The organism is Paenarthrobacter sp. 4246, from assembly GCF_040546855.1.
Classification (GTDB): Bacteria; Actinomycetota; Actinomycetes; order Actinomycetales; family Micrococcaceae; genus Arthrobacter.
In genome coordinates, this window is sequence record NZ_JBEPOP010000004.1 from 377,802 (window position 1) to 396,409 (window position 18,608).

An 18,608-nucleotide genomic window follows, 5' to 3' on the forward strand; every position below is an offset into this window, starting at 1 on the left:
GACCTCCCTAGGAGAAGCCCAAATGCCCACAGACCAAAGCAACACCGTCTCTCCGGATGGCGCAAGGAACGCCACCGGGACCCAGGTATTGGCAGGCCCAACCCCGGCCGCCACAGATGCAGTAAAGAACGCAACGAAGAAAACGAAGCTTCGCCCGAAGCGCCGGCTCAAAGAGTCCGACGTCAACGTGGTGAACAAGCCGATGCTGCGCAAAGCACTCGGCGGCACGATCGTCGGCAACACCATGGAATGGTACGACGTCGGCGTGTTCGGCTACCTCATCACCACCATGGGCCCTGTCTTCCTGCCGGAAGCAGACAAGTCCGTCCAAACTCTCTTCCTTCTGGGCACCTTCGCCGCAACCTTCATCGCCCGCCCCCTCGGTGGCGTGGTGTTCGGTTGGCTGGGCGACAAGGTTGGCCGCCAGAAGGTGCTCGCAGCAACACTGATGCTGATGGCGGCAAGTACGTTCGCCGTCGGCCTCCTTCCCGGCTATGCGCAGATCGGTATCTGGGCGGCCGCGTTGCTGGTCATCCTGAAGCTCATCCAGGGCTTCTCCACCGGTGGCGAGTACGCCGGTGCCACCACCTTTGTCAGCGAGTACGCCCCGGACAAGCGCCGCGGCTACTTTGCCAGCTTCCTTGATATGGGCAGCTACATTGGCTTCGCCCTCGGCGCCGCCTTGGTTTCGGTCCTGCAGCTCACGCTGGGACAGGCCGCCATGGAGGAGTGGGGCTGGAGGATTCCGTTCCTGATCGCCGGTCCGCTGGGCCTCATCGCGGTGTACTTCCGTAGCAAGATCGAGGAATCCCCCCAGTTCCAGGCCACCCTGGACGCCCAGGAAGCCTCTGCCAAGGATGCAGCATCACAGGACGCTGCAGTCGCCAAGGGCCCGATTGGTATCGTCAAGGCCTACTGGCGCCAGATCGTGCTGGCCATGATCCTGGCAGCAGCTGCCAACACTGTTGGCTACGCACTGACCTCCTACATGCCCACGTATCTCACGGATTCCAAGGGCTACGACCCCGTCCACGGCACCTTGCTGACCATCCCGGTCCTGGTGATCATGGCCGTGTGCATTCCGCTTACCGGTAAGCTCTCTGACCGCATCGGACGTCGTCCGGTGTTGTGGGTAGGCGCAGGCAGCACCATCGTCTTCTCGGTACCTGCGTTCATGCTGATCGGCATTGGCGAGATCTGGTCCACGCTGGCCGGCCTTGCCTTGATCGCTTTCCCTGTGACGTTCTACATCGCCAACCTGGCCTCGGCCCTGCCGGCGCTGTTCCCGACGTCCAGCCGCTATGGCGGAATGGGCATCGCTTATAACTTCTCGGTGGCGATCTTCGGTGGAACCACCCCGTTCATCGTCCAGGGCCTGATCGAGGGCACCGGCGATGACATGATGCCGGCGTACTACCTGATGGCCACGTCCATTGTGGGCGCCATCGCCATCTACTTCCTGCGTGAATCCGCCCAGCGTCCGCTGCCGGGCTCCATGCCCAGCGTGGACACCCAGGCTGAAGCACGCGAGCTTGTAGCAACTCAGGACACCAACCCGCTCATCAACCTGGACGAGATGCCGTTCGACGGCCAGCCCATTGATGACGCGGTGTTCGGCAAAGGCAATAAGGACCTGACCCCCGCTTAGGAACTCTTTGCCTGCAACTTCTGCGCAGCGATCCAGCTAGTTCGCGGCAGCTTGCCGCCCACCGTAGCCACCACCCCCAAGGCGCTCTCCTTGAGGTTGGTGGCTACGACTGTTAACAGGGTTACCAAGAAGCGTTCGACGCCGCCGCCCGCCTCAGGCCCTCAGCAAGCCTTTGACCGCCTCACCCATGATCCGGGCACCTTCCGGGAATGCGCCCGGGTTGGGCCCGGCGTAGTTGAGCCGGACGTACGGTCCCTCGGGTTCTGCCGGGAACCACTCCGTGCCTGCTGCGATGAGCACCCCGGCCGCCTCGCAGTCCTTGGTGAGTTGCTCGACGTCGAACCCGTCCGGCATGCGCAACCACAGATTCAGGCCGCCTTTGGGCAGATGGCTGAGGTGCGCCTGCGGAACGTGCTCCCTGAGGCTGGTGACCAGGAGGTCCCGGCGGGACTGCAGCTGATGGCCGAGGCCGCGAAGGTGCGTCTGCCACCCGGGCTGCGTGACGACGTCGAGCGCTGCAGCCTGAAGCAGGCCGCTGACGTACATGGACTCGGCAGCCTGCGCGCCCATGATGCGTTCGCGCGCGGGGCCCCGGGCGATGATCGCCGCAACGCGAACGGACGGCGAAACACTCTTGGTCAGTGACCGGATGTAAACAATGTGGCCGGAATCGTCCTTGGCTGCGAGCGGAACGGACGGGGCCGTGATGCCGAAGTCGTGCGCCCAGTCGTCCTCCACGAGAAAAGCTCCGTGGCGCTGGACGATCCGCAGGACCTTTTCCCCGCGCCCGGCCGACCATTGCGCTCCTGTGGGATTTGCGAAGTTGGGCTGCGCGTAGAACAACCGCGCACCCGATTCTTCGAACGCCCGGTCCAGCTCTTCCGGATCGGGGCCTTCCGGGCCGCTGGGAACGGGAATGACGTTCACGCCGGCCTGACCGGCGGCCAGCAACGCACCCCAGTAGCTGGGCGATTCCACCAGCAGCGGCTGGCCGTGGCCCACCAGCCCGCGGAATATCGAGCTCAGTCCGCTCTGGCTGCCGGGAAGAATCACGACGTCGCTCGGCTGGGGCGGAGTGACACCCACCGGCGTTGAGGTGCTGAGCTCCTGCGCGAACCAGGATTGCAGTTCCGGAAGGCCCTGTGCAGGAGGCCGGGACAGGGCGGCGTCTCCCCTTGCGGCACGCGTCAGTGCCGCGCGGACCAGCCGTTCCGGGAGAAGTTCGCGGTCGGGGTAGCCGGAGTGGAACGCAATGACGTCGTTGGAAGCGCTCCGCATGGCGGCAGAGTTCAGGGGTCGCGCCGTTTGGGCTGACCGCAGGGCCGCTGTTTGCCAGCCATAGTCCGCGGGCCTGGCCGTGCGGTAGGCCCGTACAAAGGTCCCGACGCCCGGACGGCTTTCAATCAGCCCTTGTGCCGTGAGTGTCCTCAGGGCCTTCTGCACTGTCACCGGGCTGGCCTGATACTCGGCCACGAGTTGGCGCGTTGATGGCAGCTTGGCCCCCGGGGCTGCCCCTGCGATCCACTCTTTTACTCGCGAGACAATCCGGGAACTGCTATCGTGGTTCATGAGTCCTAATAGTAGCGCTACTACACTTTTGCGGCCAGTGGTATCCACCCGGACGTCGACCGGAATCTGGTGGGGCCTCCTCGGCGTCGTCGCTTTCTCCTTCACCGTTCCCCTCACCCGGGTAGCTGTGGAGGGCATGTCTCCCCTGTTCATCGGAGCGGGCCGAGCCGTCGTTGCCGCGCTCCTTGCCGCACTCGCACTGGCCCTCACCCGGCAACGGTTTCCGCGAGGCACACAGTGGATCCGCTTGGCGGTGGTGGCCGGCGGAATTGTGGCGGGGTTCCCCCTGCTGACGACCTTTGCGCTCACCAGTACTTCCGCAAGCCACGGAGCCATCGTCATTGCGCTGCTGCCTGCGGCCACGGCGACTGCTGCGGTGATCAGGGGACGTGAACGCCCCCGGCTGCTCTTCTGGATCCTCACGGCCGTGGGCGTTGTTGCCGCCCTGGTCTTTGCCTTGGTTCAATCCGGCGGCTTTGGCTCGCTGCACTGGGCCGACCTGCTGCTGCTCGGGGCCGTGATTGCGGCAGCCATTGGCTACGCGGAGGGCGGCTTGCTCGCCCGCGAACTCGGTTCATGGCAAACCATCTCGTGGGCGTTGGTGGTGGCTGCCCCCGTCATGATCCTGCTGACCCTCGTTTCCCTGGGCTCCGGCATGCCACAAGCCACACCGCTCCAGTGGTTGTCCTTCGCCTACCTCGGTGTGGTGAGCATGTTCCTCGGCTTCTTCGCCTGGTACCGCGGCCTGGCCATCGGGCCCATGGCCCAGGTCAGCCAGATCCAACTCGTCCAACCCGTAATGAGCATCGCGTGGGCCGGCCTCCTCCTGGGCGAACCGATGACGTGGACCACCGTAGTGGGTGGCCTCGCGGTCATCGTCTGCGCCGGTGCCGCCGTCCGCGTCCGGCTCAGGAAGTAGGAACCCATGTACACGCCGGCACACTTTGCCCCCTCCCCCGAAGCCGTTGAATCGCTGCTCCAGCACACCGGGGCTGCCAACCTTGTCACCATGACCGGGGACGGCTTGCTCGCCACGCTGCTCCCCTTCGTCTACGAACCCTCGATCGGTGGGCACGGTGCCCTGCACGCGCATATGGCCCGCAACAACGCCCAGTGGTCTTCAGCTGCAACCGGCGAGGCCCTCATGATCGTGCAGGGCAACGATGCCTACATCTCGCCGTCCTGGTACGCCTCCAAAGCCGAACACGGCCGGGTGGTGCCCACCTGGAACTACTCCACCGCCCATGTGTACGGCGAGCTGGTGATCCATGACGACGCCGACTGGTTGGGCCGGCACGTGCGGCGCCTGTCCAACCAGCATGAGGCCGGCATGCCCAAACCCTGGACAGTTGACGAAGCACCCAAGCGGTTCATTGCCGGGCAGCTGAAGGCGATTGTCGGCGTCGAACTCGTCATCACCCGGGTGGAAGCGAAGACGAAACTCAGCCAGAACCGTACTCCGGCTGATGTTGACGGAGTCATCGCGGGACTCCGGGCCCGTGGCGACTCGGCGAGCGCAGCCGATGTGGAACGCGCGCGGACCTCGTAGACTCGGCGAATGCGTGAGGTTGCTTCGGAATCCCCAAAACCCAAGGGGTCCATCCACCACCTGGAGATCTGGGTGCCGTTCCTTGAGAGGGCAAGGGAAGAGTGGGGCTGGTTGCTGGGCGAGCTCGGCTACGAGCCCTTCCAGGAGTGGCCCACGGGGTGCAGTTGGAAGCTTGGCGGCACCTACGTTGTGGTGGAGCAGACGGATGCCGCCACTGCAACAACCCACCGCCGCACTGATCCGGGGGTCAATCATGTGGCCTTCCACGCAGGCACACGCGAAAATGTGGACCGGATCAGGGCGCTCGGCGCGGACGCAGGCTGGTATGAGATGTTCGAGTCCAAATACCCGCACGCCGGCGGCCCGGACCACTACGCTGCGTACCTGCTCAACACGGACAGCTACGAGGTGGAGCTGGTGGCAGACTGACTGTGCTTGGGCTACCTGGGAGGGACAGCCGGACGCCACATCGCTACCCGCGGCCAGCGCGTCAGGCCCAGCTCAGCCTCATGCTCCATCAGGCGGGTCAATTGCGGACCCCAGCTTCCGGCGTCGAGCATCTCAAAGCCAAGGCGACGGTAGTACGGAGCGTTCCACGGCACATCCCGGAAGGTGCTCAGGGTTTGCCGCTGCATTCCATGGCCCCGTGTCCAGACGCGCGCGGCATGCAGGAGCTCACGGCCCAGGCCTTGGTGCGCGTAGTCCGGATGGACGCTGACTTGTTCCACATGCCCGGCCTCGTCGACGACGTCCGCCAAAAGGTACGCCACCGGGTAGTCGAGCCCGTCAACGTAAACCCACGCACGGCCGGCCGCGGCGTAACCCTGGAGTTCATCGATGGAGAGCGGTTCGTCGTCCGCTACGGAGTCCATTCCCAGCGCCCGGAAAGCCTGGCCCGCGGCACGCTCGATGTCCTGCAGAATCAGGAGATCGTCCGCATGCGCGAGCCTGATCATTGCCGGGTGTCCAGCGCCGGGGGTGCCTGGGCAACCAGGAATTCGTTGCGCTTCTCGATCAGGTTTTGCATGTAGCGGCCCAGGACCAGCTTCTCCACCAAGCGGCCCAACGGTCCGAAGGGAGCAGCGAATTCGATGGTGTCCACCATGAGTGTGCCGCTGCCGTCGGGCCGGAACTCGTGCGTATGGCGCAGGTACTTGAAGGGGCCTTTCACCTGTTCGTCAGAGAACGACGCCGGCGCCTCCATCCGTGTGATGCGGCTGGTCATGCGGAACCGGACTCCCAGGTGCCAGGCCTGCCAGGTGACAGTCTCACCTTCGGAGATCAATCCAGTGGTGACACCGTCCACTGCCTTCTCACGGCTCTTGGTCATGGACCCCACGTGGGCTTCGATGTTGCGTGAAAGATCGAAGAGCTCTTGCGGCGGCATGGAGGAGCGGGTGCGGCAGACGAAAGCGACGGGCATACCTTGATCTTCCCAGACCTTCCCGGCTCCGTGTGCCCCATCCCGCTACGGCTTGTGACCGGGCTAATGGCGGGCCGGCTGGACCTCCTGATAATTTTCAATGGAGTCCCTCTGATGATTGGTGGTGTTTCCCGTGCCCGCCATCATGTCCCATGCCCGCGAACTCCACCGTCTTGGCCCTGCCAATAACGATCGCCTCTCGGCCGTACGCGTCGCCCTGAGTGTCGCGGTGCCGGGGCTGGTCCTCGTCCTCATCGGCCGTCCGGACCTCATGATGTACGCCGTGTTCGGTGCGCTGACGGGAATGTACGGGCGAAACGAAACGCATCAGCTCAGGCTCAAGCACCAAGCCCAGGCCGCCCTGTTCCTGGTGGGTGGGCTGACCATCGGTGTGTTCCTTTCCGTCCACCACATCCACTCCTGGTGGCTGGTGCTGGTGGCCACCCTGTTCGCCGGAGCTGGATCCCTGTATGCGGATGCCGTCCGCCTCAAGCCCATCGGCCCGTTCTTTGGCATCCTCGCGCTGGGCGCCTGCGCTTCGGTGCCAACCAACGTCCCACTCACGACGGCGGTGCTCATCGGGGCTGCGTCCGCCGCCTTGTCGCTGCTGGTTGGCTTCGCCGGGTGGTTCCGGCACCGTGGGTGGGAGTCCGGCGCCGTCCGCGACGTTCCCGTTCTCCGCGGCCCCCTCCGGCAGGGACCATTGGTCCAGGCGGCCATGGTTCATGCTGTGCGCTATGCCCTCGCTGTCAGCGTGGCCGGGGCCATCGGAATCCTCAGCGGCAGCGGCCATCCGCACTGGGCCATGGCCGCCGCTGCCGTGCCCCTCGCTGGCGCCGATCTCCCCAGCCGCGTCCACCGGGGCATCCACCGCATCGTGGGGACGTTCCTCGGGTTGGCGGTGGTCGCCGTCGTACTTTTCCCCAGCCCGCTGTCGCCGCTCCAGTACTTCCCGGGCCACACCGCCGTGGTGTTGGCAGTGCTGGTGGTCCTGTGCCAGTTCCCTACCGAGCTCTTCATGGCGCGGCACTACGGGTGGGCCATGGTGTTCTTCACTCCCGTGATCCTGCTGATCGCCCAACTCGCGGCCCCCATGGATCCGGGCGTACTGGTGATGGAGCGTGCCATCGAGACATTCGTGGGAGCGGTGGTGGGCATCGCGGTGGCGGTGCTGGTCCGGGCTCCACGCAGCAGGGTCAGTTCGTGACTACCAGGATGTTCGGGTGGATTTTCGTCAACCCGCTCGCCTCAAGCTGTTTGGTGTCATAGCCGTCGGACACCAACACAGCCGATTTCTGGTCGGGACCGCTGATTCTCAGCATCTCGCCTTGGGTCGAATCAGTGCAGCCGGCATGCCAAGAGTGCGGGTCCGTGGTTACGGCGACCAAGCACGTGTTTCGGCGTTGGTTGTCCTGCCCCAGGAAGTACTTCTTTCCATTCGACTCAGCCGCTAGGAGCACCTTGTCCAGGTCTGTTTCGTGGAGGTCGACGTCCGCCGGGAGGCTGTCCGTCCCAGCCTCTGCCCGCTCCAAGGCCTGGAGGCCCGTGCTGCTGGGACCGGAACAGCCGCTCAGCAGCAGTCCAGTAGCGAATATGGCTGCCACCATTCCCAAAAATCCGTTCTTCATAGCTCTGCCCCCTCAGGCTTGAATGAAGTGACATAGTAACCCGGCCCCTTGCATCCGCCCTGGTCAAGTCACCCGCAGAGCCCGGACAGCGCGCTAGAAGGTGTTGAAGAATGTGACCGTCTCAATACCGGTGCCGCTGAATTGGTAGTCAAGGGTGGCTGTTTCCCCTTCGTCCTGTTTGGAGACGCCCAGCAGGAATTCCAACGCAGCAGGGTCAACAGCAGTGCTGCTGCACCGGAATTGCCTGGTGGCAGCGTCATCCGACGAACAGTTCCAGCCTGCCGGTTCGATCAGTTTGCCCGGGATCATGTCCGCGCCGGCAGAAATTGCGAACACGACTTCCGCGCTGGAGGGCACCGTCCCGGACTGGAGGGTGAAGGCGATGGTGATGTTGGTATCCGAGGCAGTGGTCCCTGGTTCAGCACGGAACGCGGCAGTCACTGCGGGCGCCGGCGATGGCGTGGCCGTGGAAGTTGGGCTGGGCGTGGCCGTGGGCGTTTGGGTGGCAGTTGGGCTTGGGGTCGGGCTTGGGGTTGGGGTCGGGGTTGCGCTCGGGAGCGGAACCAGTGCCGGGAGAGTTGGCGGCCCCGTCGGTGCGAACGTCGGAAACAGTGGATTCTTCCGGGACGGCGAGGGGGCTGGAAGCCCGCTGGGCGCTGGTTTGGTTGGTACGGGAAAGGGAAACACGGCAGGCTTCTCTACCGCTCCGCTGGATGGCTCATTGGGGGCCGGAAATTGAGGCTGATCCTGCTCCCCGGCGGCTGGATCAGGACCGTAAGAAACTTGCCCTTGAGCGGTAGGAGATACCTCCGCCACTGGTACCTCAGCCTTGTTTGACACTGCCCCACTCAACGCTACGGCTGCGCCCACCGACACTGCTGCCACGGCCATCACTCCAGCGCCTACCTTCAAGAAGAAGGCCATCTCCTTGTGCGGCATGCCGTGCACCAAGCCGGCGCCCGCCCCTGTTCCTGCGCCCGCGGCCGCAAGCGCAGGGAAGACGGAGGTAAACGCTGCTCCTGCTACCAACGGGAAGACCACAGCCCGCATGGCTGACTGCACATCGTTGAGGTCAAGCAGCAAGGCAGTGCACTTGGGACAGCCCTCAAGATGTGCCCGCACCCTGTCCTGGCTGCGCCGCCTCAGACCTTCGCGGGCGTAGGCACCCAACTGCGCCGAGTATTCTTCGCAGTCATCTCCAGCGGATGACGTGATGTGGTTCTGCAAGTACACCTGGCGCAGGCGCTCCCGCGCGCGAAGCGCCAGGGCGGAAACGCCGTTGGGGTTCAAACCGAGCAACGTCGAAGCAGCAGCCGGCTTCAACCCTTCGATGTCAACGTACCAAAGGACTTCCTGCCACCGTTCAGGCAGGGAACGGAATGCCTGGGCAACGGCCTTGGATTCGAAGTGGGCCACGGCAGGATCATCATGGAACACCGCCGAATCCAACACGAACGACTCAGCGGTAGGGCGGGTACGCGACGCCCCGCGATTAGCGTGATAGGCAAAACGCCGCACGGCAGTCAGCAGGTAGGCGCGGAAGAAGGTGTCTGGCCCCTTCCCCGCAGTGATGCTTTGGTAAACGGAAGCGAAAGCGTCTGCCACGACGTCGTCAACGTCTGCAAAGTTATCCACCTGCGCCGCTGCTACCTTCCGCGCCGTCCCTTGGTGCCTCTCGAAGAGCGCCTCGAACGCAGTACTATTGCCTGCGCGAACCTCACGGACCAAATCCATGTCGCTGTCAGCCACGGCCACGTTGCCATCACCGCCAAAGCCCGTTCCGTGGCGCCCGTTGCTGTCCGCCGGTGCTGTTCCCATGCCGCTATCCGTTTCGGACACGGCCCCGTTCACGGGCAAACGAGGCTCCCACGGGCCTCTTTTGCGGAGCCACGCTGCTGTAGCCCCAGTACAGCCGCCGCGCCCCGGTGCCGCACTCCAGCCCCAGCGTAAATCCGGAAGCCCACCAAGTGAACACTTGGCAGGCTTACGGCTCCAGCGGCCGCCTGGGCGGTCCGGACGTAAGTTGCGCTGGAAGGATGCGGGCGAAGAAGCTGACCACCTTGTACCTGCGCGTCGGAATGGAAACGCCTTTGCCCTTGGCGTTGTCCTCCAGCCCTTCACGCACCACGCGCTCGGCAGTGAGCCACAGGAAACGGGGAGCCACGGACTTGTCCATTCCCATACGGTCGTGAAATTCGGTGTGCGTGAAACCCGGGCAGACGGCAGTGACCTGAACGCCGGACTTGGCGTACGTGACGTTCGCCCACCGGCTAAATGTCACCTGCCACGCCTTGGCCGCCGAATAGGTGCCGCGGTTGGCAAAAGCGGCGACGCTCGCTACGTTGATGATCCGGCCCGTCCCCCGGGCCAGCATGACTTCCAAGGCCGCGTGGCACAGCTCCATGGGGGTCTGGACATGCAGCCGAAGATGCCGTCGTTCCTCATCCACGTCGTTTCTTTCGAACGACTTCAGGAGTCCGATGCCGGCGTTGTTGACCAACACGTCCACTGGACGGGCAGCGTCCCGCAAGCGATCCGCCACTGCAGAAATCCCGACGTCGGTAGTCAGGTCCGCGGACAGGACCTCCGCCGAGACACTGAAGTCGCGTTCGAGCTCCTCTGCTTTGGCCTTCAAACGTTGTTCATCCCGGGCCACAAGGACCAAGTGATGTCCGGCTTCGGCCAACTGGCGCGCGAATTCGGCACCGAGCCCGGCCGTTGCCCCGGTGACCAGCGCGGTGAGTTCATTGGCTCGTGTCGTCATGCGCCAAGACTAGCCGGGTCTCCGGCCCGCGCCGAGATGCCACTGAATGACGATGCCCGCGGGAAATCTGCCACCTCGGTGAGTAAGATGGCTTTGAAACGATGCAAAGGATTCCCATGGTCAACGCCGTCCCACCCCAGCGGGTGCCGCTACTCCTCAACAACAACGGCGCTTGGTGCTGGTTCCAGGATGAGCGCGCACTGATCGACCCCGCCAACAACACCTTGCTGCTCGGTTCCGTGGCCTCGCCGGAAGGGCCTGGGGGCGCAGAACGCGGCGGAAACATAGAAATCGCGGCCCTGGATCTTGATACCGGCCGCAGCCACGTCCATGTGCTTCACCACCGGCTGGAGTCCGACGACCACAATGCCCCGGCACTCCTGATCCGTCCGGATGGTCGCTACGTAGCGATGTATGCCAAGCACAAGACGGACAACTACTCACGGTGGCGGATTTCGACACGCCCTCACGACGCCTCCGAATGGGAGCCGGAGCAGCAATTCGATTGGTCCGAACTGGCCGACGGCCGTGGCGCCACCTACTCCAACCTGCATCATCTGAGCCAGGAGGACCGGGTCTACAACTTTGTCCGGGCCATCAACGACGATCCCACGCTGATGATCTCGGACGACCACGGCAGCAACTGGACCTACGGCGGCAAGGTCTTCACGCGTCCCAAGATCGGCTATGTCAATGGCTACACCCGCTATGTGGACAACGGGACAGACCGCATCGACCTCATCACCACGGACCACCATCCGCGCGATTTCAACAACAGCATCTACCACGGCTATCTCCAGAACGACGCTCTCCACGACGCTGCCGGGAACGTGGTCAGCAGGCCGCTGATCGGCTCGGCGGGCATCGACTAGTCTGCCCTCACCACAGTTTTTGAAGCCGGAACAACGCTCGACGGCGATGTCCTCACCCACGGCTGGACTACTGACCTGCGCCGGCAGGGCACGGAACTGGCTGCCATCGTCACCTGCCGGGCCAACGACGTCAACGGGCCGCTGCAGCGGGAGCAAATGCTCGACGTCGACGATCACCGCCTGCTTTACGCGCGCTTCGATGGCGCGCGCTGGGAGCTTCATCCGCTCGCCGTCGCCGGTCCCGGCCTGCTGCCGCACGAGCAGGACTACACCGGACTGGGTGCCGTGGACCCTTATGACCTGAATCGCGTGTACATCTCCACGCCTGTGGATCCGCGGACGGGTGCCACCACTGCGCACTATGAAATCTACCGGGGCATCACGACCGATTCAGGCGCCGGCTGGACATGGGAAGCCATCACGGAGGGATCCACGGTGGACAATCTCAGGCCCATGGTGGTCCCGGGCGATCCCTCGGTTCACGCAGTGTGCTGGTTCCGGGGATCCATGACGTCCTCGCAGGCCTACCAAACGGAGGTCGTGGCGCTGATTTCCTCGCCGAGGGGTTAGCTCTCGACTCTCTCAACTGCTGAAAGTGCCGAGAGCTAACCTCTCGCGGAACCTGGCTAGGCGAACTTGGCCAAGGGGTTGGCCAGGCGGCCTGCCATCTGGAGCCCACCGGAGGGATCCGAGATGTCCAGCATCTGCTGGTTATTCCGGAGCTGCAGCCTGTTGAGGCAGGAGAGCTCGAAGTCCGGGGCAAACAGATCATGCATGGCGAACTGGTCTGCAAGTTCCGGGTGACGTTGCTGGTACTCCCGCAGGACGGCGGCAGCGGTCCCCCAGAACTCGTCCTCGCGCAGTGTCCCGTCCTCCACAAGGATTGCTCCAAGGAACCGGAAGATGCAGTCGAACACATCGGTGAAGATGGCCAGGACCATTTCCTCGGCCGGGATCTCCGCTTTGACGCGGGAGACTTCCTCTGGAAGTTCCAGCCGGTCCCCCATCACCACGATTTCCTCGGCGATGTCCTTCATAATCGCGCGCACGGGCACACCGTCCTCAAGGATCAAGATCACGTTTTCGCCATGCGGCATGAACGCGAGCTCGTACTCGTAGAGGCAGTGGACCAACGGCACCAGGTAGGCCTCGAAGTAACGGCGAAGCCACTCCGTGGGAACCAGTCCGGAGCGCTGAATCAGCGATGAAACCACCGATTCCCCGGCGGAATCCACATGCAGCAGGGAAGCCATGGTGGCGAGCTGCTGCCCGTCCTTGAGCAACGGCAGCGGACTTTCCCTCCACAGGGCCGAGAGCATCTTCCGGTAGGGAGAACCCTTGGCCGAAGCAGCCTCGTAGTAGTGATTGTGGTAGCCGATGGCCGCGGTTTCACGGATCATGGCCAGGCCCCGGTTCTGGAGCTCCTGGTCATTGCCGATCAGTTCCTGCAGCCAGTCATTGATGGCCGGCGTCGCCTTCATGTACTGCGGGGACAGTCCCCGCATAAAGCCCATGTTCAACACGGACATGGCCGTCTTCACATAGGCCTTCTCCGGGTAGTCGGTGTTGAAGAAGGTACGGATGGATTGCTGGGCCTGGTACGAGTCTTCACCGGTGCCCAGGTTCACTATGTCGCGCTGGGCGATTTCTGCCGCGAACGTCACAGTGAGCTTGTTGTCCCACTGCCACGGATGGACCGGCATGAGGAGGTAGGCCTCGGGATCCAGGCCGGAAGCGGACAGTTCCGCGTTAAACCACGCAAGCGTCGCGGGACCGAGTTCCGCCTCGAAATGCGTCCGGTAATCCAACCCTGCGCTGGACGTAAACACTGCCTTGCTGCGATGCACTGCGATCCACTGCAGCTTCACCGTGGCACCCGTTTCCGGCGCGAACGCGTGGTAGTCGGTAATCCCGAAGCCCAAACGGCCGTTATTGGCCACAAAGCACGGGTGACCCTCAGTCATGCTGTGTTCAATGGCCTGGAAATCTGCGGCCCGGTCAGTGCCGCCGGTGATGCCCGCTGCCAACTGCGCCGAGCTGAACGGCTTGCCCTGCTTGTAGGCGTGGCTGGCCAACGTGCTGCTGATCTCTTCCAAGTACACGGGCAGCATTTCCTGACGGATGGCCAAGGCCTCGTGAAATTCGGCAATGAAGTCCAAGGCGTCCACCGGTAGCTCCAGGCCATCCCGCAAACGGGTGATCGATTCCGCAGAGACGGACCAGTGCTCCAGCTGGAGCAGCCGGGCACGGAAGCGATATTCCGTAGCATCGTCATCGCTTACCACCTTGTAAAGCCCGACGCCGGCGCCCTCCCCTCGGATCAACTCGGGGACCAGAATGCGCTCGTGCGAGAACTCGGCGATCGCCTTCCGGACGAGGTGCCGGTTGGCAATCGCCCACCGCCCGGGGTTCAGGTGGGATACGGAATCAACCGCAGTGGTCACGGCATCGGCAGTGGTGGTCATCGGGATTCTCCTCTGGTCGCCGCGGCAGGCGCGGCCAGAATCGGGGTGAGGGTGGCGAGGAAATCCTCGCGCGTGCAGAAGCTCAGCAGGCCCTGCTTATGGTCTTCGGCAGGATCGACGGCGGGAAGGGTCACCACGCCGTGCGGTCGGAAGCCCACCTTCTCGTTCAGGACGTGGATCTTGTGGTTGCGGGCGTCAGGTTCGACGACGACCCGCCGGGTTGCGGGGTCAGCGAACAGTTCGGCCATGACGGACTGCATGACGCCGGTGGTGAAACCAGGCTGGGGCTCGCCGATGGGCGGTGACACCAGGAGGTGCATGCCGACATCGCCTTGTTGGACCTCGTAGACGTCTGCCAACGGCGATGACTCCGGGCGGTACCGCTCCATCAGGAAGGCGGGGGCGCCGTCGTCGAGCCCCAGGAACGCTTGGTGATGGCCCGACTCGGCGATCTTCGAGTACTCCTCCACAACGTCCTGCTCGGTGGCCGAAACCATGCCCCAGAACCGGGCATATTCTTGGCTGACCCAGCTGTGGAGGACAGGTGCATCCGCTACCGGATCGATGGGCCGGAACGTGAAGCTCATACGGTGGCTCCCACTGCTTCGGGGACGGCAGCAGGTTCTGAAGCAACTACCGGAGCCGGCGCACCGAACTGCTGGAACGCGATGCTGCGCTCGATTGGATAGACCTCCCGGCCGGTGATTTCCCGCAGGATGCAGGAGTTGCGGTAGGCGGCCATGCCGAGGTCCGGCGTGACGAAGCCGTGCGTGTGCAGTTCAGCGTTCTGGACGAAGATTTCGCCGGGTTCCACCCCGGTTCCATAGTTGCGCTCGACGTCGAAACGGCCCTTTGCGTCGCGGCGGATCCGGTCCTGGATGCCCGCCAGGAAGGCAGGCTCCTTGTAGGTGTAGCCGGTGGCCAGGACCACGGCCTCGGATTCCAACGAGTAGTCCTGGCCGTGTTCCTCGTGGTGCAACTGGAGTGTGTGCATGCTGGAGGTGGCATCCCACTCTGCGGCAGTGAGCGAAGAATGCGTGTGCAGCTGGGTGTCCACCATGCCGGAGAGGCTCTTGGTATAGAGGAGATCGTAGATGTCGTCGATCAGGTCCGAGTTGATGCCCTTGTACAGGTTTTTCTGGCTCTTGATCAGCGAATCGCGCTGCTCTCCGGGAAGCGAATGGAAATAGTCAACGTACTCCGGCGACGTCATCTCAAGCGTGAGCTTGGTGTACTCCAACGGGAAGAAACGGCCCGAGCGCGTCACCCAGTTGAGCTGGTAGCCGTAGACGTCGATTTCCTGAAGCAATTCGTAGTACAGCTCCGCAGCGCTCTGGCCACTGCCCACGATGGTGATGCTGCGCTTGGACTGCAGCTCACTCTTCCTCGACAGGTAGTCCGCGTTGTGGAGGACAAGTCCGCCGGCGTTCACAATTCCTGCACAGGAGTCCGGAACGTAAGGCGAGGTGCCCGTGCCCAGGACCAGCTTGCGGGCGCGAAGCACTTCAGCGCCATCCGGTCCCTGTACCGAAAGCCGGTACACCCCGTCGTCGTACGTCACATCCAGCACATCCGTGCTAAAACGAACCGACTCAAGCTGGCCGGCCACCCACTGGCAGTACTGGTTGTACTCGGCCCGCAACGGGTAGAAGTTTTCGCGGATGTAGAAGCGGTACAGGCGGCCCGTCTGCTTCAGGAAATTCAGGAAAGAGAAGGGCGACGTGGGATCTGCCAACGTGACCAGGTCCGCCATGAAGGGGACCTGCAGGTGCGCCGGCTCCAGCATCATGCCCGGGTGCCAGTCGAAGGACTCGCGCCGATCCAGGAACACGCAGTCGAGGTTCGCCACGGGCTCGCTCAAGGCGGCCAGCCCCAGGTTGAAAGGCCCGACGCCGATGCCTGCGACGTCGTAGATCTTGCCGTTGTCTTGGGTGCTCACGCTGCAGCCTCCGTGGTGTTCGCCAGCAGGGTATGGCCCGTCCGGCGGATAAGTTCGATGATTTCCCGGATGTCCCTCAGGCTCGCCTCGGCGTTGAGGAGGGTGAATTTGAGGTAGTGGCGGCCAGCAACCTTGGTGCCGGCAACCACGGCCTCGCCCGAAGCAAAGATGGCTGCGCGGACGGCGGGGTTGAGAATGTCCGCAGCGTCATCGTCGAGGGGTACGCCATCAACCATTGGGCGGTAGCGGAACACCAAGGTGCTCAGCTGCGGTGCGGCAGCGAGCTCAAACTCGGCATCGTCAGCCAGCAGGGTGCCCACCCGGGCGGCGAGGTCGATCGCTTCGTCGAAGAGCGCACCAATGGCGTCGGCACCCATGATGCGGAGAGTCAACCACAGCTTCAGGGCATCGAAGCGACGCGTGGTCTGGATGCTCTTGTCCACCTGATTGGGGATCTCGGCCTTTGCAGCGCTTTCCGGGTTCAGATAGTCCGCGTAGTAGGTCACGTGGCCCATCATGGAGCCGTTGCGGACCAGGACCGCGCTGGAGCTGACGGGCTGGAAGAACGTCTTATGAAAGTCCACCGTGACAGAATCCGCCAAGTGGATGCCGTCCAGGAGGTGACGGTGGCGGCCGGACACGATGAGCCCGCCACCGTAGGCGCCGTCCACGTGCAGCCAGGAATCGTAGGCGCGAACCAACGCGGCCATTTCGGACAAGGGGTCAACCGAACCGAAGTCGGTGGTCCCGGCAGTGGCCACGACAGCCATCGGCACCAGGCCGGCGTCGTGCGCTTCCGCCAAAGCAGCCGCCAGAGCGGTGGGGTCCATGCGGTGGTCTTCGGTGGTGGGGACCGCGATGACGGCGTCGAAGCCCAGGCCCAGCATGGAAGCGGACTTTTGGATGCTGAAGTGACTGTCCGCGGACGTAAAGATCCGGAGGCGGTCAAGAAGGTGGGGCAGGCGCGCGTCCCCATTCGTCACACGCAGTTTGGCGACAGCGTGGTTGCGGGCAATCAGCAGCGCCTGGAAGTTGGACTGGCTGCCGCCGGACGTGAACACGCCATCAGCTTCGGCGCTGAACCCGATGCGCTCGGCGGTCCAGTCAATGAGGCGGCGCTCGATCATGGTGGCTCCCGCGCTCTGGTCCCAGGTGTCCATGGAGGAATTCACGGCCGAAAGCACGGCTTCTCCAACCAGCGCAGGGATAACCACCGGGCAGTTGAGGTGCGCAGCGTAGCGGGAATCATGGAAGTAGATGGCGTCCTTAAGGTAGAGCTCATCGAGCTCTTCCAGGGCCGCAGCCGTGTCCGGCAGCGGACGTTCAAGGTCCACAGCGCCAACCTTGGCTTTCAGTTCAGCGTGCCCGACGCCGGTAAACGGCTGGGTGGTCCGCTGGACCTTGGTGGAGACAGCGTTGACTCCCTGGAGAACCTGCGCGACGTAGCTGGGCGAATTTCGTGCGTTGAACAGCTGGTTGGTGGCAGCGAGGGCCAGTTCCACTTTGGAGCCAAAATCCTGCTCCTGAGCGATCCGCTCTTCGACACTGGGTGACGTCACGTCAGCTTCCTTCCATTGCGTTGGGGCGCTTGTTAGCAAGGTAAGCCTTACTTAGGTAAGCCTTTCCGTCAAACTTTTGTGACCTATTTCGCTCAGAAGGCGCTTTCTCGCCTGTGTACCGCCCAGTTGCGCGTCATTGACTTTCTTTCAGACTGCATTGGGTGCAAAATGTGGCACTCTTTTCGGCCATGGAGTGTCGGCAATGGGCCATGCCTGGGCGTCGCTCTTCCTTGTCGGGCTTCGCGACTACAGGAGTAGAGTGCAAGGACTATCCGCAGTCAACGGTTGGGGGACCTATGAAGGACCACGTCCACGAGCGCATCGGCTTCCGCGAAATCGACGAGCATGGCAACGCTGTGCAGGCCGTCAGCCCCCATGTGCCGGAGCCCGCGGACCGGGAACGCAAGCGGACTCCATTCAACCCGTTCATCATTGCGTTGTGGGTCATGGACGCCGGCTTGGCCTGGCTTGGAGTCTGGGCGCTGGCTACGTCAGTCGGTGCGTTAGTGAGCTCTCCGCAATTCGTCCAGCCCGCCGAATCCGCCGAAGCAGCCCAAATGAAGTTCATCCTGCTTTCCAACGCGCCCTACGTACTGCTGGCCGCCTTGCTGATCACTGCGGGCCTGCTGTTCTGGCATGCGGTTCAGTGGCAAAAAAAGCGGCCGACCAGGTAGTGGATACCTGATCGACCGCTGTGGCGTGGTGCCTGCTACAAGACCGTGGCCCCCAGGACGCACTTGATCTCCGTGGCAGGCTTGGTCACCTCTGCGTTGGCTACCCAATCAAGGGCTTTGCCCGCTGCAGCGTCCTTGAAGGTTTGCTCCCCACGGGCGAGGACGGCCGAGGTCTTCGGATCCACCCAACTGACAGTAATTTTGACCGTGCCCTTGGTTCCCTCGGGAGGAGTCACGGTCCCCTTCGCAGTTACCTTTCCCTGCGCAGTATCGCAGGACGTCATCTTGGTGGCCTCGATGATACCGGTTCCGGGGTTGGCAGGTTTTGCCTCACCGGTGGTGGCGGCCTGGGTTGTAGTTGACGACGGCGATGTCCCCGCCTCGTTGCTCGGGGACGACGAACAACCGGCCAGCGCGGCTGCCGAAACCAGCACCCCCGCAATGCACGCAACAGTCTTCTTCATGGTGTGGCTACCTGGTTCTTTCTGGGTTGTACGTTCGTTGAAAATGCGCGGCAA

19 protein-coding genes are annotated in these 18,608 nt (G+C 63.5%); 8 read left to right on the forward strand and 11 right to left on the reverse strand.

The window, feature by feature from the left end:
* Positions 1-22 precede the first annotated feature (22 nt).
* A complete protein-coding gene (locus ABIE35_RS09735; RefSeq protein ID WP_354514459.1) occupies positions 23-1,648 on the forward strand; it encodes an MFS transporter in 1,626 nt (541 codons plus the stop codon).
* Between the two features lie 153 nt (positions 1,649-1,801).
* Here ABIE35_RS09735 and ABIE35_RS09740 read toward each other — a convergent pair whose 3' ends face one another.
* Positions 1,802-3,217, reverse strand: a complete 1,416-nt coding sequence (locus ABIE35_RS09740; RefSeq protein ID WP_354514461.1) for an aminotransferase-like domain-containing protein — start codon at positions 3,215-3,217, stop codon at positions 1,802-1,804.
* On the opposite strand from ABIE35_RS09740, the gene ABIE35_RS09745 reads away from it, so the two are divergent.
* Genes ABIE35_RS09745 through ABIE35_RS09755 form a run of 3 tightly spaced genes read left to right on the forward strand, consistent with a single transcriptional unit; the run spans position 3,216 to position 5,195 of the window.
* Positions 3,216-4,136, forward strand: a complete 921-nt coding sequence (locus ABIE35_RS09745) for a DMT family transporter (protein WP_354514463.1) — start codon at positions 3,216-3,218, stop codon at positions 4,134-4,136. The two genes, ABIE35_RS09740 and ABIE35_RS09745, sit on opposite strands and share 2 nt — an antisense overlap.
* Positions 4,137-4,142: 6 nt before the next feature.
* On the forward strand, positions 4,143-4,766 hold the full coding sequence (locus ABIE35_RS09750) for an FMN-binding negative transcriptional regulator (protein ID WP_354514465.1): 624 nt from the start codon (positions 4,143-4,145) through the stop codon (positions 4,764-4,766).
* 9 nt (positions 4,767-4,775) lie between these two features.
* A complete protein-coding gene (locus tag ABIE35_RS09755) occupies positions 4,776-5,195 on the forward strand; it encodes a VOC family protein (RefSeq protein ID WP_337340723.1) in 420 nt (139 codons plus the stop codon).
* A gap of 11 nt (positions 5,196-5,206) precedes the next feature.
* Here ABIE35_RS09755 and ABIE35_RS09760 read toward each other — a convergent pair whose 3' ends face one another.
* Entirely contained in the window at positions 5,207-5,722 is a 516-nt protein-coding gene (locus ABIE35_RS09760) for a GNAT family N-acetyltransferase (protein WP_354514467.1), read from the reverse strand.
* A complete protein-coding gene (locus ABIE35_RS09765) occupies positions 5,719-6,189 on the reverse strand; it encodes an SRPBCC family protein (RefSeq protein ID WP_354514469.1) in 471 nt (156 codons plus the stop codon). Before ABIE35_RS09765 ends, ABIE35_RS09760 begins: the two co-directional genes overlap by 4 nt.
* A gap of 133 nt (positions 6,190-6,322) precedes the next feature.
* Here ABIE35_RS09765 and ABIE35_RS09770 point away from each other — a divergent pair, with 133 nt between their 5' ends.
* On the forward strand, positions 6,323-7,396 hold the full coding sequence (locus tag ABIE35_RS09770; RefSeq protein WP_354514471.1) for an FUSC family protein: 1,074 nt from the start codon (positions 6,323-6,325) through the stop codon (positions 7,394-7,396).
* Here the strand turns inward: ABIE35_RS09770 and ABIE35_RS09775 are convergent.
* The 3 genes from ABIE35_RS09775 to ABIE35_RS09785 all read right to left on the reverse strand — a co-directional run bounded on the left by ABIE35_RS09775 (position 7,386) and on the right by ABIE35_RS09785 (position 10,581).
* Positions 7,386-7,817 carry a hypothetical protein gene (locus ABIE35_RS09775; RefSeq protein WP_354514473.1) on the reverse strand — a complete coding sequence of 144 codons (432 nt, stop codon included), beginning with the start codon at positions 7,815-7,817 and terminating at the stop codon, positions 7,386-7,388. The two genes, ABIE35_RS09770 and ABIE35_RS09775, sit on opposite strands and share 11 nt — an antisense overlap.
* Positions 7,818-7,910: 93 nt before the next feature.
* Positions 7,911-9,635 (reverse strand): sigma-70 family RNA polymerase sigma factor, encoded by a 1,725-nt coding sequence (locus ABIE35_RS09780; RefSeq protein ID WP_354514475.1) that lies wholly within the window; start codon positions 9,633-9,635, stop codon positions 7,911-7,913.
* A gap of 166 nt (positions 9,636-9,801) precedes the next feature.
* Positions 9,802-10,581, reverse strand: coding sequence for an SDR family NAD(P)-dependent oxidoreductase (locus ABIE35_RS09785; RefSeq protein ID WP_354514477.1), 780 nt, complete (start codon positions 10,579-10,581; stop codon positions 9,802-9,804).
* Between the two features lie 116 nt (positions 10,582-10,697).
* Between ABIE35_RS09785 and ABIE35_RS09790 the strand changes: the two genes are divergently transcribed.
* Together ABIE35_RS09790 and ABIE35_RS09795 are read left to right on the forward strand one after the other, a co-directional pair.
* The gene (locus ABIE35_RS09790) at positions 10,698-11,453 is read left to right on the forward strand and encodes a BNR-4 repeat-containing protein (RefSeq protein ID WP_354514478.1); all 756 of its coding nucleotides are present in this window, start codon (positions 10,698-10,700) and stop codon (positions 11,451-11,453) included.
* A 156-nt stretch (positions 11,454-11,609) separates the two neighbouring features.
* The gene (locus ABIE35_RS09795; protein ID WP_354514480.1) at positions 11,610-12,023 is read left to right on the forward strand and encodes a hypothetical protein; all 414 of its coding nucleotides are present in this window, start codon (positions 11,610-11,612) and stop codon (positions 12,021-12,023) included.
* Positions 12,024-12,079: 56 nt separating this feature from the next.
* Here ABIE35_RS09795 and ABIE35_RS09800 read toward each other — a convergent pair whose 3' ends face one another.
* From ABIE35_RS09800 to ABIE35_RS09815, 4 genes are read right to left on the reverse strand one after another with little or no spacing between them, the layout of a single operon-like run.
* Positions 12,080-13,918 carry an IucA/IucC family protein gene (locus ABIE35_RS09800; protein ID WP_354514482.1) on the reverse strand — a complete coding sequence of 613 codons (1,839 nt, stop codon included), beginning with the start codon at positions 13,916-13,918 and terminating at the stop codon, positions 12,080-12,082.
* Positions 13,915-14,505 (reverse strand): GNAT family N-acetyltransferase, encoded by a 591-nt coding sequence (locus ABIE35_RS09805; protein ID WP_354514483.1) that lies wholly within the window; start codon positions 14,503-14,505, stop codon positions 13,915-13,917. The genes ABIE35_RS09800 and ABIE35_RS09805 overlap by 4 nt, the downstream gene beginning before the upstream one ends.
* Positions 14,502-15,857 carry a lysine N(6)-hydroxylase/L-ornithine N(5)-oxygenase family protein gene (locus tag ABIE35_RS09810; RefSeq protein WP_354514485.1) on the reverse strand — a complete coding sequence of 452 codons (1,356 nt, stop codon included), beginning with the start codon at positions 15,855-15,857 and terminating at the stop codon, positions 14,502-14,504. The genes ABIE35_RS09805 and ABIE35_RS09810 overlap by 4 nt, the downstream gene beginning before the upstream one ends.
* Positions 15,854-17,416 (reverse strand): pyridoxal phosphate-dependent decarboxylase family protein, encoded by a 1,563-nt coding sequence (locus tag ABIE35_RS09815; protein WP_354514487.1) that lies wholly within the window; start codon positions 17,414-17,416, stop codon positions 15,854-15,856. Before ABIE35_RS09815 ends, ABIE35_RS09810 begins: the two co-directional genes overlap by 4 nt.
* Positions 17,417-17,712: 296 nt before the next feature.
* Between ABIE35_RS09815 and ABIE35_RS09820 the strand changes: the two genes are divergently transcribed.
* Positions 17,713-18,090 (forward strand): hypothetical protein, encoded by a 378-nt coding sequence (locus ABIE35_RS09820; RefSeq protein WP_354514489.1) that lies wholly within the window; start codon positions 17,713-17,715, stop codon positions 18,088-18,090.
* A gap of 35 nt (positions 18,091-18,125) precedes the next feature.
* Here ABIE35_RS09820 and ABIE35_RS09825 read toward each other — a convergent pair whose 3' ends face one another.
* Complete coding sequence (locus ABIE35_RS09825; RefSeq protein WP_026541746.1) at positions 18,126-18,554, reverse strand: hypothetical protein; 429 nt, start codon at positions 18,552-18,554, stop codon at positions 18,126-18,128.
* Between the last annotated feature and the right edge of the window lie 54 nt (positions 18,555-18,608).